The 16,077-nt window shown below is 69.0% G+C and carries 16 protein-coding genes; 8 read left to right on the plus strand and 8 right to left on the minus strand.

The features are described from left to right. Window positions 1-40: 40 nt before the first annotated feature. The 3 genes from PFY01_RS03910 to PFY01_RS03920 all read left to right on the plus strand — a co-directional run bounded on the left by PFY01_RS03910 (window position 41) and on the right by PFY01_RS03920 (window position 2,049). Window positions 41-691 (plus strand): DNA-3-methyladenine glycosylase family protein, encoded by a 651-nt coding sequence (locus PFY01_RS03910; protein ID WP_271042503.1) that lies wholly within the window; start codon window positions 41-43, stop codon window positions 689-691. Next, window positions 688-1,347 carry a trimeric intracellular cation channel family protein gene (locus PFY01_RS03915; RefSeq protein WP_066552818.1) on the plus strand — a complete coding sequence of 220 codons (660 nt, stop codon included), beginning with the start codon at window positions 688-690 and terminating at the stop codon, window positions 1,345-1,347. Before PFY01_RS03910 ends, PFY01_RS03915 begins: the two co-directional genes overlap by 4 nt. A gap of 141 nt (window positions 1,348-1,488) precedes the next feature. Further along, window positions 1,489-2,049, plus strand: a complete 561-nt coding sequence (locus PFY01_RS03920) for an HNH endonuclease (protein ID WP_026108602.1) — start codon at window positions 1,489-1,491, stop codon at window positions 2,047-2,049. Here PFY01_RS03920 and PFY01_RS03925 read toward each other — a convergent pair. From PFY01_RS03925 to PFY01_RS03935, 3 genes are all read right to left on the minus strand, one after another. Further along, entirely contained in the window at window positions 2,046-2,507 is a 462-nt protein-coding gene (locus tag PFY01_RS03925; protein ID WP_271042504.1) for a hypothetical protein, read from the minus strand. The two genes, PFY01_RS03920 and PFY01_RS03925, sit on opposite strands and share 4 nt — an antisense overlap. Window positions 2,508-2,600: 93 nt before the next feature. Further along, a complete protein-coding gene (gene pdeM, locus PFY01_RS03930) occupies window positions 2,601-3,365 on the minus strand; it encodes a ligase-associated DNA damage response endonuclease PdeM (protein WP_271042505.1) in 765 nt (254 codons plus the stop codon). Then, window positions 3,362-5,788 carry a ligase-associated DNA damage response DEXH box helicase gene (locus tag PFY01_RS03935; RefSeq protein ID WP_420197060.1) on the minus strand — a complete coding sequence of 809 codons (2,427 nt, stop codon included), beginning with the start codon at window positions 5,786-5,788 and terminating at the stop codon, window positions 3,362-3,364. The genes pdeM and PFY01_RS03935 overlap by 4 nt, the downstream gene beginning before the upstream one ends. A gap of 151 nt (window positions 5,789-5,939) precedes the next feature. Here PFY01_RS03935 and PFY01_RS03940 point away from each other — a divergent pair, with 151 nt between their 5' ends. The 5 genes from PFY01_RS03940 to hisC are packed head-to-tail and all read left to right on the plus strand — an operon-like array spanning window position 5,940 to window position 12,165. Further along, window positions 5,940-8,795, plus strand: a complete 2,856-nt coding sequence (locus PFY01_RS03940) for an ATP-dependent DNA helicase (RefSeq protein ID WP_271042507.1) — start codon at window positions 5,940-5,942, stop codon at window positions 8,793-8,795. Between the two features lies 1 nt (window position 8,796). Next, window positions 8,797-9,270: a Cys-tRNA(Pro) deacylase gene (gene ybaK / locus PFY01_RS03945; RefSeq protein ID WP_271042508.1), complete on the plus strand. Its 474-nt coding sequence runs from the start codon at window positions 8,797-8,799 to the stop codon at window positions 9,268-9,270. 32 nt (window positions 9,271-9,302) lie between these two features. Then, on the plus strand, window positions 9,303-10,361 hold the full coding sequence (locus PFY01_RS03950) for a DUF2125 domain-containing protein (RefSeq protein WP_271042509.1): 1,059 nt from the start codon (window positions 9,303-9,305) through the stop codon (window positions 10,359-10,361). Then, window positions 10,361-11,047, plus strand: a complete 687-nt coding sequence (locus PFY01_RS03955; protein WP_271042510.1) for a hypothetical protein — start codon at window positions 10,361-10,363, stop codon at window positions 11,045-11,047. The genes PFY01_RS03950 and PFY01_RS03955 overlap by 1 nt, the downstream gene beginning before the upstream one ends. A 14-nt stretch (window positions 11,048-11,061) precedes the next feature. Next, window positions 11,062-12,165 carry a histidinol-phosphate transaminase gene (gene hisC / locus PFY01_RS03960; protein ID WP_112863417.1) on the plus strand — a complete coding sequence of 368 codons (1,104 nt, stop codon included), beginning with the start codon at window positions 11,062-11,064 and terminating at the stop codon, window positions 12,163-12,165. Window positions 12,166-12,212: 47 nt separating this feature from the next. Here hisC and PFY01_RS03965 read toward each other — a convergent pair whose 3' ends face one another. Genes PFY01_RS03965 through PFY01_RS03985 form a run of 5 tightly spaced genes read right to left on the minus strand, consistent with a single transcriptional unit; the run spans window position 12,213 to window position 16,028 of the window. Beyond that, window positions 12,213-12,992 (minus strand): MipA/OmpV family protein, encoded by a 780-nt coding sequence (locus PFY01_RS03965; protein WP_112863418.1) that lies wholly within the window; start codon window positions 12,990-12,992, stop codon window positions 12,213-12,215. Window positions 12,993-13,027: 35 nt separating this feature from the next. After that, window positions 13,028-13,765 carry a lysophospholipid acyltransferase family protein gene (locus PFY01_RS03970; protein WP_066552743.1) on the minus strand — a complete coding sequence of 246 codons (738 nt, stop codon included), beginning with the start codon at window positions 13,763-13,765 and terminating at the stop codon, window positions 13,028-13,030. After that, the gene (locus PFY01_RS03975) at window positions 13,766-14,410 is read right to left on the minus strand and encodes a YdcF family protein (RefSeq protein WP_066627937.1); all 645 of its coding nucleotides are present in this window, start codon (window positions 14,408-14,410) and stop codon (window positions 13,766-13,768) included. It lies immediately after the preceding gene. Beyond that, window positions 14,407-15,321, minus strand: a complete 915-nt coding sequence (locus PFY01_RS03980) for a cell division protein FtsX (RefSeq protein WP_084375396.1) — start codon at window positions 15,319-15,321, stop codon at window positions 14,407-14,409. Before PFY01_RS03980 ends, PFY01_RS03975 begins: the two co-directional genes overlap by 4 nt. Next, window positions 15,318-16,028: a cell division ATP-binding protein FtsE gene (locus tag PFY01_RS03985; protein WP_271042511.1), complete on the minus strand. Its 711-nt coding sequence runs from the start codon at window positions 16,026-16,028 to the stop codon at window positions 15,318-15,320. Before PFY01_RS03985 ends, PFY01_RS03980 begins: the two co-directional genes overlap by 4 nt. Between the last annotated feature and the right edge of the window lie 49 nt (window positions 16,029-16,077).

Below are 16,077 nucleotides of genomic sequence, written 5' to 3' on the forward strand. Positions count from 1 at the left end.
CGCTCTTTCCGACAAGCGCGGCGGGCCGTAAGCATGGCGTATGCCGCTCGCACCCACGCCTGATGATATCGCTACCGCGCGCCGGGTGCTGGTCGCCGCCGATCCGGCGCTCGTGCGCGTGGATGCGCAGACGCCGCCGCTGAAATGGCGGCTGCGGGTGGGCGGGTTCGAAGGCTTGTTCCGCATGATCGTAGAGCAGCAGGTGTCGGTGGCCTCGGCCGCTTCGGTCTGGGCGCGGCTGCGCGAAGGCATGGGCGGCATCACGCCCGAGCTGTTGCTGGCGCACGATCTGGATCAGCTGCGCGGCATGGGTCTGTCGCGGCAGAAGGCGACCTACTGTCAGGGGATCGCGCGGGCGCAGATCGCGGGCGAGATCGATCTGGAGCATCTGGCCAACCTGGATGACGAGGCCGCGATCGCCTCCCTGACGGCGCTGAAGGGCGTCGGCCTGTGGACGGCCGAGGCCTATCTGATGATGTGCGAGGGGCGGCTGGATGTCTTCCCGGGCGGCGACGTGGCCTTGCAGGAGGCGATCCGTTGGGCGGACGGCGCAGAAGTGCGGCCCGATCAGAAGGGCGCCTATGCCCGCGCCGAGATCTGGCGGCCCTATCGTGCGGTCGCCACTCATCTTCTGTGGGCCTGGTATACGGGCGTGAAGCGCGGCGAGATCGCGCTGGATGCGCCGGCGTGACCCCGCTCGATCCTGCTCTGACCGAACCGCTGCGCAATCCGCAGACCGTGTTGACCGCGCTGGATTTCGCCGGCGTGGCGGTGTTCGCCGCCACCGGCGCCCTGGCCGCCGCGCGCGAGAAGCACGACGTGGTCACCTTCGCCTTCTTCGGCGCCATCACCGGCGTGGGCGGCGGGACGCTGCGTGACCTGTTGCTCGGCCTGCCGGTCTTCTGGGTGCAGGACTGGCGCTATCTGGCGGTCTGCCTTTTCGCCTCGACGGCCCTGTGGCTGGTGGGGCAGCGCGACTGGCGGTTTCGCGCCCTGCTGTGGCTGGATGCCGTGGGTCTTGCGGCCTATGGCGTGATGGGGGCGGCAAAGGCCGAGGCGGCCGGGGCGCCGGCATTGATCTGCATCGTCATGGGCACGCTGACGGCCTGTTTCGGCGGGGTGGTGCGCGACACCCTGGCGGGTCAGCCGTCGATCCTGCTGCGGCGAGAGATCAACGTCACGGCCGCGATCCTGGCGGCGACGGTCTATATGGTGCTAAGGGCGCCGGGCGTCGGCGTCTGGCCTGCCGCCATCGTTGCGGCGTTGTCGGGCTTCCTGCTGCGCGCAGCCGCCTTGCGCTGGGGCTGGACCCTGCCGGGGTTCCCGACCCACGCGCGACGGGTCTGAGGCAGGACGTCACGAAAACGCTGCACACTGGTCATGGCGATGATCGGGAATCAGGGGTAGGCTGATCTCACAAGACTAGGGAAGGAGACGTGTCCTCACCTCTGTCGCCTCAAAATCCCCCCGTCCGCGCGGGAGGGCCTGATGCAGGTTCTCCATCGACCACCCTCCGGCTTCCCCGCCCTGGTGTTGAACGCCGACTTCCGGCCGCTGTCCTATTATCCGCTGTCGCTGTGGCCGTGGGAGGAGGCGGTCAAGGCGGTCTATCAGGACCGCGTGGACGTGGTGTCCCTGTATGACAAGGTCGTCCGCTCGCCGTCGATGGAGATGCAGCTTCCCAGCGTGATTGCGCTGCGCAGCTATGTAGATCAGGACCGCAGCCCCGCCTTCACCCGCTTCAACGTCTTTCTGCGCGACGGTTTCGCCTGTCAGTACTGCGGTCAGTCGGCTGAGTTGACCTTCGACCACGTCATCCCGCGCTCACAGGGCGGACGCACGACCTGGGACAATATCGTCGCGGCCTGCAGCCCCTGCAACTTGGCCAAGGGCGGGCGAACGCCGCGCCAGGCCATGATGCCGATCCGCCGCGAACCCTATCGCCCCAACGCCTGGCAGCTTCAGGACGCCGGCCGACGCTTCCCGCCGCACTATCTGCACCAGAGCTGGCTGGACTACCTCTATTGGGACATCGAGCTGGAGCCCTAGGGGCGCAGGACGGCGACGCCCGGGCGGCTGGTTTCGGCGCGGCGACGGCGCAGGCGGCGATCCAGCCGATCGATTTCGGCCAGGGTCATGTCCGGATGGCGGCGGAAGGCTTGGCGCAACTGTTCGATCCGGCCGGGCGCCCAGGCGGCGACGACGCCGGCCGCGCCCGCCAGGAAATCGATGACGGAGACGCTGCGGCCGGTCAGGCCCTGAAGCAATTCGGCGCCGAAGGCGGCGGCGATGACATAGAGGGCCAGGTCGTCGCGGCGCTGGTTCGGCGCGATCAGGAACAGGCCGCTGGCCACGCCATAGAAGGCGATGACGTGGGCGGCCTTGTCGTTCAGCCCGAAGACCTGTTCCAGACCCTGGAACGGTCCCAGCATCAGGACGGCCATGCCCAGCGCCGCCAGGGCGAAGCCGAGGCGGGCGGCCATAACGATGCGGCGGGGCGTGAGCATGAGGCGGGTGTCCGTAACCTTGATCCGCCGTCATCCTGCATCGCCGTCCGCCAAGATGCGGTGAAGCGACGTGCTGAACGCTTTACGAACAACTTATCGCAGGATCGCCCAATCCAGAGCGTGGACACGGTCTCGTCCCAGGGCGGCGGCCATAGGAGGGGCGGCGAACAGGTCGGCGATGGCGGGATCGAGCACGTTCAGTCCGCCGGTGAAGGCCCCGAAGGCCGGCAGGACGATCCGCGATCCGTCCGTGACGAAGCAAGGACGGCGCACGCCGCGCCCATAGGCGGCGATCTTGGCGGCGGGATGCAGGTGGCCCGCGACCTCGCCGCGCCGGTCCTCGTCGGCCGTCAGCGCCTCCGGCTCGTGGGTCAGGCGCAACGCGCCGAGGATCATATCGCCGACGATCCGGCCGGGCAGGCGGGACGCCGTGTCCGCATCGCGAGCCATGCTGCGATTCAGGGCCTCGCGGTCGTGATTGCCTTCCAGCCACAGCCAGTCGCGCCCGGCCGCCAGCCGGTCCAGCCGCGCCCGGTCGTCGGCCGCCATGCGGGGAATGGCCTTGGTGTCATGGAAGCTGTCGCCCAGCAGCACGACCACGGCCGGGTTCAGTTCGACGATCTCGGCTTCCAGCCTGTCCAGCGTGGCGCGGCTGTCATAGGGCGGCAGAAGTTGGCCGCGCACCGCGAAGGCAGAGCCCTTTTCCAGATGCAGGTCTGCGACGATCAGGGTGCGGTGTGCCGGAACCCACATCGCGCCGGAACAGCGCAGCACGCAGGCCTCGCCCGCGATCCGCACGCTCAGCGAACCGCAGATCTTGCGGGCTGGGGACAGGGTCTGGCGCAGGGCGGCGTTCATGCGGCGGCCCCAGACTGGCTGGGCGGCTCGGCGTCGTCCATGACCTCGGCGATCAGTAGGTCGGCGCTTTCGTCCAGAATCATTTCGGCGGCGTCTCCGCTGACCCTTTCGCGTCCGATCTGGACCAGCACGGGCACGCAGAAGGGCGAGGCGCGGTTCAGAGGCTGATGGCGGATACGCCCCTCGATGCGCGCCAACATCTGGCCCAGGCGCGCCACGTCCAGCAGTCGGGACGCGGCGTCGGCGCGGGCGGTCTTCAGCAGCAGATGGTCGGGTTGGTGGCGGCGCAGCACGTCGTAGATCAGGTCGGTGGAGAAGGTCACCTGCCGGCCGGTCTTTTCGGCGCCGGGCTGGCGACGTTCGATCAAGCCCGAGATCAGGGCGCAATTGCGGAAGGATCGCTTCATCATGAAGCTTTCCTCCAGCCAGGCTTCCAGATCGTCGCCCAGCATGTCCGGCTGGAACAGGGCGTCCAGATCGATCGTGTCCATCGGCTTGATCGACCAGATCGCCAGCGAATAGTCGGTCACGACAAACCCCAGCGGCCCGACGCCCATCCGGTCCAGCCGCCGGGTCAGCAGCATGCACAGGGTGGTGTGGGCCAGATTGCCCTCGAACGGATAGGCCACAAGGAAATGCCGGCTGCCGCGCGGAAAGGTTTCGACCAGCATGGATTCGGCGTCGGGAATGACCGAGCGGGTTTCCTGCAACTCCAGCCATTCCTGCACGTCGGGCGGCAGGACGCGCCAGTGATCGCGATCATGGATCATGGTGCGCACCCGGTCGGCCAGCGAGGTCGACAGCGGGAACTTCGATCCGCCCCACGACGGAATCTTGGGGTCGCTGTCATTGGCGTGGGTGACCAGAGCGTCGGTCCCGGTGATGCCCTGAAACGCCCAGGTCTGGCCGGCGAACTGGAAGGTGTCGCCGGGTGTCAGCTGTTCGAAATACCACTCCTCGGCCTCGCCCACCTTGCGGCCGCCGATCAGCTGGCGCGAGGCGCCGCCGCGACGGCTGGCGACGCGGACATTCAGCGTTCCGGCCGAGACGATGGCCCCGACGTTCATGCGGTGGCGCTGGGCGATATGCTGGTTTCGGACCTTCCAGCGGCCGTCTTGCGTGCGCACTATGCGGGCGAACCGGTCATAGGTGCGCAGCGCATAGCTGCCGGTGGCGACGAAATCGACCACCTCCTCGAACTGCTCCCAGGTCAGTGCGCGATAGGGTCCGCAACCGGTGACCTCGTCATACAGGACCTGCATGTCGAACGGCTCGGAACAGGCGACGCCCATGACGTGCTGGGCCAGGGTGTCGAGCGTGCCGATATGGACCGGCTCCCAGTCGAAGGCGTTGTCGGCGACGGCCTCGCGCGCCGCCTGGCACTCCAGCATCTCGAACCGGCTGGCGGGCACCAAAAGCGCGCGCGACGGTTCGTCCAGCCGGTGATTGGCGCGGCCGATGCGCTGGACCAGGCGGCTGGAGCCCTTGGGCGCCGCCATCTGGATGACCAGATCCACGTCGCCCCAGTCGATGCCCAGATCCAGCGTCGATGTGCAGACCACGGCCCTGAGGTCGCCGCGCGCCATGGCCGCCTCGATCTTGCGCCGCTGCTCGGCCGCCAGCGAGCCGTGGTGCAGGCCGATGGGCAGATTATCGTCATTGATGGCCCAGAGCTGCTGGAACACGAACTCCGACTGCCAGCGGGTGTTGACGAAGATCAGGGCCAGGGTCGAACGCTGGATGGCGGCATAGACCTCTGGAATTGCGTGCTGGCCGGTGTGGCCGGCCCAAGGGACCTTGCCCTCTGAAATCAGCACGTCGATGACCGCCGGCGCCCCGGGGTCGCCGCGGACCAAGGCCACGTCAGCGGCGCCGGGCGAGGGACTGAGCCATCCCCGGATCAGATCGGGATCCTCGATGGTCGCGCTCAGACCCACCCGGCGCATGTCTGGGGCGAAGCTCTGCAGTCTCCCCAAACCCAGAGACAGCAGGTCCCCGCGCTTGCCGCTCCAGATCGCATGGACCTCGTCCAGAACGACGCATTTCAGATCGGCGAAATAGGACCGGGCGCCCTCCCAGGCGCAGAACAGGGCCAGCTGCTCGGGCGTGGTCAGCAGGATGTCGGGCGGAAAGTCGCGCTGTCGCTGGCGTTTGGACTGTTTGGTGTCGCCGGTGCGCGTCTCGACGTGGATGTTCAGCCCGATATCGCGGATCGGGGTCATCAGATTGCGCTCGACGTCCGTGGTCAGGGCCTTCAGCGGCGACAGATAAAGCGTATGCACCCCCGACCCCGGCCCAGTCGTCGGCTTCGGTCCGCGCTCGGCCAACTCGATCAGACTGGGCAGAAACCCCGCCAGCGTCTTGCCCCCGCCGGTGGGCGCGACCAGCAGGGCGTGGCGGCCGGCCTGCCCCGCCGCCACCATCTCCAGCTGATGCCGCCGGGGCGACCAGCCGCGCGACTCGAACCAGTCGGCGAACAAGGGCGGAAGCGTTGCGGGAGCGGCGGCGGTCGTCACGGACGGGATATAGCATGTTCCCGTTCCGTTTCAGCCCCAGGCTCGCTATCTATCGGACGTGTCCGACGAATCCGTCATTTCCCAAGCCCGCCTGACCGGCGCCCAGCCGTGGGCGGACTTGCCGCCGGCGCTCGCCACGCCGCCGGGCGCAGGGGCGGTATGCGATGAGGCGGGGGCCCGGAAGATCGGGCGCGGGGCGGCCGAGGGGTTCTTCAGCACCGGGCCGGTGATGGTGGCGCATGCGTCGCTGACGGCGCGCCGGCTGGGGCTGACGCCGCCGCCGCGATCGACTGAGTTGATGGATGTGCTGGAGCTTTACGCCTTCGTGCGGCCGGCGCGCTTCTGTGCGCCGTCGCCGACGGGCTTGGCGCTGTCGCTGGGTCTGGCCGAGCCGAAGTCGGCGGAGGAACAGGCGGCGGCCCTGAGAGAGGCGGCGGGGCTGCTGCTGCGCGAACTGGCCGATCCGGCCTATGCTGAGCGCGAGGCGGCCTATGTTCTGGCGCTGACGATGCAGCGGGCGGGCTGGGCCTGGGGCGAGCGGGTGGTTCAGGCGCTGGAGGCCGGCGGCGTACGGGCGCGCCAGCATCGCGGGTCCGGGATGGATGTCTGGTCGCGCCTGACCGAATGGGAGGACGATGCGCCGCGCGGCGAGGCGGGATCGGCCCCGGTCGACAGCGAGAGCGCGCGCATCCGGCTGGAAAAACTGCTTCAGGCTTCGGGACTGGACGAGACGCGGCCGACCCAATCGGACTACGCCGCCGAAGCCGCCTTCGCCTTTTCGCCGAGGAACGAAGAGGGGCGGCCCCGCATGCTGCTGGCCGAGGCGGGGACCGGCACGGGCAAGACTCTGGGCTATCTGGCGCCCGCCTCCCTGTGGGCCGAACGGAACCAGGGAGCGGCCTGGATCTCGACCTATACCCGCGCGCTGCAACGCCAGATCGACCGTGAAAGCCATTCGCTGTGGCCCGATTCGGTCGAGCGCAAGAAGAAGGCGGTGATCCGCAAGGGGCGCGAGAACTATCTGTGCGTCCTTAATCTGCAGGACATGGTGCAGGCGGCCCAGTTGGGGAATGGCGACCTGATCGGCCTGGCGCTGGCCGGGCGTTGGGCCCTGCATACGCGCGACGGCGACATGACGGGCGGGGACTTTCCTGGCTGGCTGCCCGGCCTGTTCGCCATGCCGGCGGCCCATGCGGCGGGAGCCCCCAATTTGGTGGATCGGCGCGGCGAGTGCGTCCACGCCGCCTGCCCGCACTACCGCGCCTGTTTCGTCGAAAAGACGATCCGCGCCAGCCGCCGTGCGGATCTGGTCATCGCCAACCACGCCCTCGTTTTGACCCAGGCGGCGTTCGACGGGGCGCGCTCGGCGCGGGGCCAGAAGCAAGACGGTGAGACGGCGGCGCTGAAGCGGATCGTCTTCGACGAGGGCCACCACCTGTTCGACGCCGCCGACAGCGCCTTTTCCGCCTGCCTGTCGGGCCAGGAGGCGGCTGAGCTGCGCCGCTGGATCCGCGGGCCGGAGGGGCGGGGGCGTCGCGGGCGCGGGCTGGAACAGCGGCTGGGCGACATGGTCAACGACAATGAGGCGGCGATGAAGGCGCTGCAGGACGCCATCCGCGCCTCGGCCGCCCTGCCGGGGGAAGGCGTATCGGGCCGCGTTGCGCCAGCCTCCGGCGAGGTCAATCCGATCGGCCCGATCGAGGCCTTCCTGGCCGCCGCACTTGATCAACTTCGGGCGCGCACGGCCGAGACAAACACCTATGGCGGGCCCGAGTTCGGCATGGAGTGCGCGCTAAAGCCCGTGACGGATCCGGTGGCCGAGACGGCGCGAGCGGCGGCGCAGGCTTTGGCCGCTATCGAGGCGCCGCTGCTGGCCTTGTCGCGGCATCTGGAAGACATCCTCGACGACGAGGCGGCCGAGTTGGATGGGTCGCAGCGGTCCCGCATCGAGGGCGCTTTGCGCGGTCTGGATCGGCGCGCGCGCATGACCCTGCCGGGATGGCGGTCGATGCTGGCGGCGCTGGAAGATGGGAGCGATCAGCCCGATCCCGACTTCGTCGATTGGCTGTCGGCCGAGACCGCGTTCGGCCGCATCCACGACGTGGCGCTGCGCCGCCACTGGATCGACCCGACCGTTCCGCTGGAGGCCGCCGTGATCGTGCCGTCGCACGGCGTGTTGGTAACCTCCGCCACCCTGTCCGATCCGTTGCAGGAAGACCCGTTCGACCTGGCGCGGATGCGGACCGGATCGGCCCGCCTGATCGAGCCGCCTCGCACCCTGAAGGTCGAGAGCCCGTTCGACTATGCGGCCAACAGCCGGGTCATCGTCGTCAACGATCTGGTCAAGGACGATCCGCGCCAGACGGCGGCGGCGATGCGCGAGCTGTTCCTGGCGGCGGGCGGCGGGGGGCTGGGCCTGTTCACCGCCATTCGCCGATTGAAGGCGGTTTATGAGCGGCTGGGGCCCGATCTGGCAAAGTCGGGCGTGCCCCTGTATGCCCAGCACGTCGATCCGCTGGAGGTCGGGGCGCTGGTGGATATGTTCCGGGTCGAGGAGAACTCGTGCCTCTTGGGCACCGACGCCGTGCGCGACGGGGTGGATGTGCCGGGTCGCTCCTTGCGGGTGCTGGCCTTCGACCGCGTGCCGTGGCCGCGCCCAGACCTGCTGCACAAGGCGCGGCGCGAACGGCTGGGCGGCAAGGGTTATGACGATGCCCTGGCCCGCGCCCGCATCGCCCAGGCGTTCGGTCGGCTGATCCGGCGCGGCGACGACAAGGGGGTGTTCCTGATGCTGGACGCCGCCACCCCCACCCGCCTGTTCGCCAGCCTGCCGCCCGGGACCGAGGTCCAGCGCATGGGCTTGGCCGATGCGGTCGAACTGACCCGCAGTTTCCTGAATCCCGAGACGACGTAGGATGTCCAAGACCACGCCCGCCACCGTCGTCCTGACCAAGGCCGGCGTCGCCTTCTCTCTGTTTCCCTACGACTATGATCCCGACGCGCCGCGCGTGGGATTGCAGGCCGCCGAGGCGTTGGGCGTGGCGCCTGAGCAGGTGTTCAAGACGCTGATGGTCCTGGTCGACGGGGCTCCGGCCTGCGTCATCGTGCCGTCCGACTGCGAGGTCAGCATGAAGAAGCTGGCGGCGGTGCTGGGAGCCAAGTCGGGCCAGATGATGAAGCCGGCCGACGCCGAACGGCTGACCGGCTACAAGGTCGGCGGGGTCAGCCCGTTCGGCCAGCGAAAGGCCGTGCCCACTGCGATGGACGAAACCGCCATTCTGTTCGATCAGGTCCTGATCAACGGCGGTCAGCGGGGGCTGCTGCTGGGCCTGGCGCCGGAGGATGCGCGGCGGGCGGCGAAGGCGGTGCTGGCCGACCTGACCGCCTAGAAGGGCGAGGTGCAGCGCGCTATAGGTCCGGCATGACCGACGCCTCGACGACCAAGCGACACAGCCGCAAGGGCCTGTATGCGCCCTTCATCCTGGTGCTGATCGCGCTGGCGGCCTGGACCGGATGGTGGATCTTCCTGACGCGCCAGATCGATACGCGGCTGGAGGCCCAGGTCCAGACCCTGCGTCAGGACGGCTGGGACATCCGCTTCGCCGACAAATCCATCAACGGCTGGCCGTTTCGCACCCATGTGGCCTTGACGAACCTGATCGTTCAGGCGCCGTCGGGCCATGCGGTCAAGGCGACCGAACTGACCGCAGAGGCCAACGCCTATCAGCCGACCAAATGGGTGGTTGTTGCTCCGCAAGGCCTGATGCTGACCCGCGCCGGCAAGGGCGAGGTCGCGGTCAAGGGCGACGCCATCCGCATGAGCGCGAGCGGCATCGATCAGCGCTGGCCCAATCTGGCGCTGGAGATGGTCAATCCGGTCTTCACGGCCCAGACCGGCGCCGAACCCTTCCCCATCGCCCGCGCCGCGCGGATCGAATTCTATGCTCGGCCGCATCTGGAGGGCTCGACCGCGCCGACCGACGACGTCGATGTCATGTTTGGCCTGGTGGACGGGCAGGGGCGGGCGGACGGCCCCGTCGAAGGCTTCGCCCAGGACAGCCGCCTGACGACCCAGCTGGAGGCCGAGATCGGCCAGGCCAGCCTGCTGAAGACCGGCGGCGATGCGGCGGGCGTCTTCTCGGCCTGGACCAAGGCGGGCGGGACGTTCCGCAATGTGCGCGGCGATCTGCAGGCCGGCGACAGCCGCGCAACCCTCTCCAGCGACGTGTTGCGAGCCGATGCGAACGGCCGGCTGACCGGCCAGGTCCAGCTTCAGGCGCAGAAGCCTCTGCCCGCCCTGGCCGGACTGATGGCGACGCGTCAGGGGCCGGTGAACCGGATCGGCGCGGCCGGGGCCGCTGCAGCAGCGGGCGCGGCCGAGGCCACGGGCCAGGAGCAGTTGCCTCTGACGCTGGTTTTCCGCGACGGCCGCACCTGGCTCGGCCCCTTCCCGCTGGCCCCGGCGCCCAAGCTGTTCTGATGGCGCTGCTGGACGAACCCGAAGCCGACGACGCCCTGCTGGCGCTGGATCGCGCTTTGGTCGAGGCGGTGCGGGCGCGGGTCGCCGCCGGTCCGCGCGACCGGGCCGACGCATCGGCCATCGCCCTGCGTCAGCTGCTGGACGGCGCCTCGGCCGATGAGGCTGCGGCGGCCAAGGCGGTGTGGGGACGGATCGAGGTGGCGACCGGACCTGCGCTGGTCGTCTGTGGCGGCGTAGCCCAGGCCCTGGCGACGGACCGCTATGGCCTGCGGTCGCGGCCCCTGTCCGCCGACGAGGCGTTGAAGGCGGCCGAGGCGGGCTCGCGCGCCGTGATCGACCTGTCGCCCGACCGGCCGTGGTGGGGCCGCCTGCTGGCGCGGCCCGAACTGAAGATCGTCGCCGCCCTGCCGGACGATCGGCGCGGCCGACCTCAGGCGTTCGTCGTGTCCAAAGAGATGTCCGGCCCCACGGGCGAAGACCGCAGCTTCTGGGTCACCGACAGCGGCTGGTCCGAGACCAAGATCGTGGACGCCCTGGGCGACGCGGGACTGGTCGCCGATCCGCTGGCGGCGGCGGGCGGGTTGAAGCTGTTCATGCTGACGGGCTATGTGCAGGTCGACGACGGGCGGCTGAAGAGCGCGCCCGGACGAATGAGCGGCGTGATCGGCGCCGCCCCCATCTTCTGAGATCAAGGCTTTCCATGACCGACGCGACCGCGCCACACGGCCCTGCCCCCAAGCCCGGCATCCTCGACATCGCCCCCTATGTCGGCGGCAAGTCGTCCATCGCCGGCGTCGCCGAACCGATGAAGCTGTCGTCCAACGAGAACATGCTGGGCGCGGGCGAAAAGGCGCGTGCGGCCTATGAGGCGGCGATCAAGAATATCCACATCTATCCCGACGGCCGGGCGACCAAGCTGCGGAACGCGGTGTCGGAACTGCACGGGTTGGAGCCTGAACGGCTGATCTTCGGCAACGGCTCGGACGAGGTCTTCGCCCTGTTGAACCAGACCTATCTGACGGCGGGCGACAACATCGTCTGCGGCCAGTACGGCTTTCTCGCCTACCGCATCAGCGCCCTGGGCTGCGAAGCCCAGGTCAAGCTGGCGCCCGAGCCGAACTTCAAGGCCGAGGTCGACGCGCTCCTGGCCCAGATCGATGAACGCACCAAGATCGTCTATGTCTCCAACCCGTCGAACCCGACCGGCAGCTACAATACGGGCGAGGAAATCCGCCGCCTGCACGCCGCCCTGCCGGCCCACATCATCCTGGTCGTGGACGAGGCCTATGCGGAATATGTGACCGAGGCCGACTGGGAGACCGCCTTCCCGCTGGCCAAGGACGCCGAGAACATCGTCGTCACCCGCACCTTCTCCAAGATCCACGGCCTGGGCGGTTTGCGTATCGGTTTCGGCTATGCGCCGCTGAAGGTCGCCGAAGCCATCGACCGGATTCGACTGCCGTTCAACGTCTCGGTGCCGGGGCTTGAGGCCGCAACGGCCGCGCTGTCGGACGAGGCGCACCAGACGGCGTCGCGCGATCTGATCTCGAACTGGAAGCCGCGCCTGACCCAGGCCCTGCGCGGCTTTGGGCTGAACGTCCTGCCCAGCGCCGGCAATTTCGTGCTGGTGCTGTTCGACAGCGCCAAGCGCGCCGCCGCCGCCAACGACTATCTGAACACCAAGGGCATCATCGTCCGCCCCGTCGGCGGCTATGGCCTGCCGCAAGCCCTGCGCATCACCATCGGCACCGAAGACCAGAACCGCGCCGTCATCGACGCGCTGAGTGAGTTCGCGGCCACCTGATCAAAGGGCAAGAAGCGGCGGCCGCATCCGCAGCCGCCGCCTTGCTATCAGCCGCCGAAGCGACGGGCGATGAAGACGCCGGTGCGGACGGCGTCGTCGCTCTGCGACAGGGGGCTGTCGGCCACGTCGCCCAGGCGGCGTTCGTAGTTGATCAGGCCGCCCGCACCCCATTTGTCGCCGATCGGGACCAGCAGGACCAGGCTGGCGCCCGCGCCCTGCAGGCCGCCGCCGGGGGAATAAGCGCTGATGCCGTTGGCGGCCGCCTCGGCGGTGCTGACGCCATAGTAGGCATCGGCCAGTTTGGAATCGCCGCCGCGCACATAGACCGAGGCGTTCAGCAGGCCGACCGACGTCACGCGCTGATGACCGACGGAGGCATAGTATTCCGTGCCCTCGCTGACGTCGGACACGTCGCGGCTGATCCGACCGCCGACCACCACATTGCCGGGCAGACGCTTGTAGGCGTAGGCGGCCAGGTCGGCGCCGAAGCCCGGACGATCCAGCGTCAGGCCTTCGATATCATCGGCCGAAAAGCGCGGGCGCAGTTGCAGGCCGGCGCGGAAGTCGTCGGTCTTGATCGCGTTCCAGCCCAGGCCGTCGATCGGGTTCAGATAGACTAGGTCGCGATAGTTGGCCGAAACCCACGGGGCGACCGTTGTCTTGGAGCCCGTGTCGCCGTTGGAGTCGTTGCGATAAAGGACGCCCGCGCCGAGATCGACGGTCCAGTTCTGGGGGGCGGGCCGGATCTGCTCATACGGTTGCGACTGGGCCAGAGCGGAGCCGGCGACGGCGGCGAAGGCGACGGAGAGCAGAAGGGGACGAAGCATCGGGCGTTTCCATGGGTGGCGCCCGAGCGGGGAGGTCAGGCCGGTTCAGAATGCGCAAGCTGGGCCTTTGGCTCCAGCAGCGCCAACGACGCCGTCTCTATGCGACTTTCCAGCAACGCCATCATGGCCCCGCGCTTCAGCTGGGCCGGGATCGGCTCAAGGAATTCGAACACGACCGTGCCGGGATACCGGCGGAAACCATGAGCCGGCCAGTGGACGCCGGAGTTGGTGGCGACGGGCCAGCAGGGGCCTTCCAGATCGCGATAGATTGCGGCGACGCCGGGCTTGTAGTCGCCCGGCACGCCCGGATCGTTGCGAGTGCCCTCGGGGAAGATGACGATCTGGCGGCCTTCGGACAGGCGGTCGCGCGCCTGTCGCGTCATGTCTTTCAGCGCCTTGGCGTGGCCCGCGCGATCCACGGCGATCATCTTGGCCTTCCAGGCGAACCAGCCGAAGAAAGGCAGGGGCATCAGCTCCTTCTTCATCACGAAACAGGCGTCGGGCAGGACGGCCAGCAGGGCCACGATGTCCAGCATCCCCTGGTGTTTGGACGCGATTAGGGCGGCGCCGGACGGGGCGTGCTCCAACCCGCGCACCTCGACCTTCACCCCCGCGATCCAGCGCAGGCCGAACAGGACGATCTTCGCCCACAGCTTGCACACGCCCTGCACATAGCGGTGCGGCAGCAGCAGGACCGGCGACAGGCCGATGGCGATGATCGGCATCGACAAATAGAGCCAGGCGGTGAAGATCAGGGAACGCAGGGTGTTCACTTAGGACGCGGCCTTTTCGTCAGGGGCGGTTTCGCTCTCGGCCGGTACGGCGGCGGGCCGGTCGCGGGTGATGCGGCGCACGCCCTCACGGCCCAGGACGGCGAGGTATTTCATATATTCCAGCGTCATCCGACGCGCGGTCACCGCCGCCCGCCACCAGCGCGCATTGTCCAGCGACGGGGTGGAGATGGCGTAGGGCGTCAGTTTCACGCCCGGCAGCTGGCCCCGGATTTCGACCAGCGAACGCGGCATATGATAGTCGGAGGTCACGACGATCAGGCTGCGATAGCCCTTGGCGCGGCTCCAGGCGGCGATCTCCTGAGCGTTGCCGACGGTGTCCTCGGCCTCGAAGCCCAGGTCGACGCAGCAGTTGAACAGACGGCTGGAGCCGGGCGTCAGCTCGCGCAGCTCCTGACGGCGCACCTCGCGATTGACGCCGGAGATCAGCACCCGTTCGCCCTTGCCCTGTTCCAACAGGCGGATGGCGGTGTTGACCCGCTCGGACGACGGACCGGTCAGGGCCACGATGGCGTCGGCGCGGGCGGGGTCGTCGGCTGGCGTCAGCTCGCGCACCCGGTGGGCGAAGGCGAACAGGCCGACCAGCCAGATCAGACCGGCGATGAAGATGACGCTCAACAGTCTCATGCGCCCCCTCCCTCTGTCGGCCGTCCTGAAGCCAGCATTCGCATGGCGGCGAATCTCGCCGCGAGAACCGCAACCGTAGCCGCGAGCAGCGGGCAAGGCGAGAGCAACGCCAGGTCGCTCCAGCTGATCGGCAGGGCCGCCGTCAGGCCGCCCGATCCGCCGATGAACCGCAGGAGGATCAGAAGGACCGCCGCCAGCCCGGCGCCGATCGCGCCCGCGCCGGCCGCCATCAGACCGAACCGCCGCTGGAACAGCCAGGCGATGGCCCCGTCGGTCGCGCCGTTCAAGCTCAGGGTCTCGATCACGCCTTGACCGGCCGCCAGGCCCGCCCGGGTCGCATAGGCGATAGCGGCGGCCGCCGCGAAGGCGACGGCCAGGAAGGCGGCGCCGGCCAGAACCGTGATCATGCCGGCCGACCGCTCGACCTCGCCGCGCCACAGGCTGTGATCGTCCACCGTAGCGTCCAGCCCGGCCTCGGCCAAGGCGCGGCTCAGGGTGACGGCGCTGGCGGGGGCGTCGCGGTTCAGCCGCACGGTCACCAGATGGGGCAGGGGCAGATCGGGCAGGACTGCGTCGCCCAGCCAGGGGCGCAGCAGATCTTCGGCCGCCTTGCGGCTCAGAGCGGCGGCCTCCTCTACTCCATCGACGCCGGACAGGGTCTCGGCCGCGCGGGCGGCGGCGGTGTCGCCGGTTTCGCCGACGCGGGGACGGACCTGCACGGTGGCCTCGGCGCCCAGCTGTCGGGCCCAGCCGTGCGCGGCGCGGTCGGCGGCCGAGGCGGCGACGGCGGCGAGGCAGGCCAAAAAGCACAGGACGGCGATGACGGTCATCAGCCACGGCTCGCCGGCTGCGGCGGGCGGCAGCAGGCCAGGCCGGCGGCTGGAGAGACTAAAATCGGACAGACGGATCATGCGGCGACCCGCGAGGGTTCGCTGAGCCGTCCGGCCTCCAGCCTCAAGACGCGCGCGCCCGACCGCTGGGCTAGGGCCTCGTCATGGCTGGCGATCAGGACGGTGGCGCCCAGTTTGTTCAGCGACTGGAACAGCCGCAGCAGCTTGTCAGCCATCACGGCGTCCACGCTGCCGGTCGGTTCGTCGGCCACGATCAGGCCGGGGCGAGTGATGACGGCGCGGGCGATGGCCAGGCGCTGCTTCTCGCCGCCGGACAGGGCGGGGGGGCGAGCGTCCATCCGGCGACCTAGGCCTACCCATTTCAGCATCTCGCGCACGTCGTCGGCGTACTCGGCTTCGGATCCGCCCGCGAGCCGCAAGGGTAGGGCGACGTTGTCGAAGGCCGACAGATGATCCAGCAGGCGGAAATCTTGGAACACCACGCCCATCCGCCGCCGAAAGGCCGGGATGTCGCGACGATCGATGCGCGTGACATCCGATCCGAACAGGCGGAGGGTTCCCGTTCGGGGTTGGTCCGCCAGCGTCAGCAGACGCAGCAGCGAAGACTTTCCGGCCCCGGACGGCCCGGTAAGAAAGTGGAAAGAGCCGCGCGGCAAAATGAGGTTAACGTCCCGCAGCACGTCGGGCGCGCCGACATAGCCGAAGCCGACGCCGGACAGGCGAACGGTCTCGGTCATAGCGGCGGGTTCGGCAGGCGAGGACGGCATGGTATGTGTTTCAGGAACAGGGCGCGGCGTCGCGCCTTACGGGAGGGGG

The organism is Brevundimonas vesicularis, assembly GCF_027886425.1.
Classification (GTDB): Bacteria; Pseudomonadota; Alphaproteobacteria; order Caulobacterales; family Caulobacteraceae; genus Brevundimonas; species Brevundimonas vesicularis_C.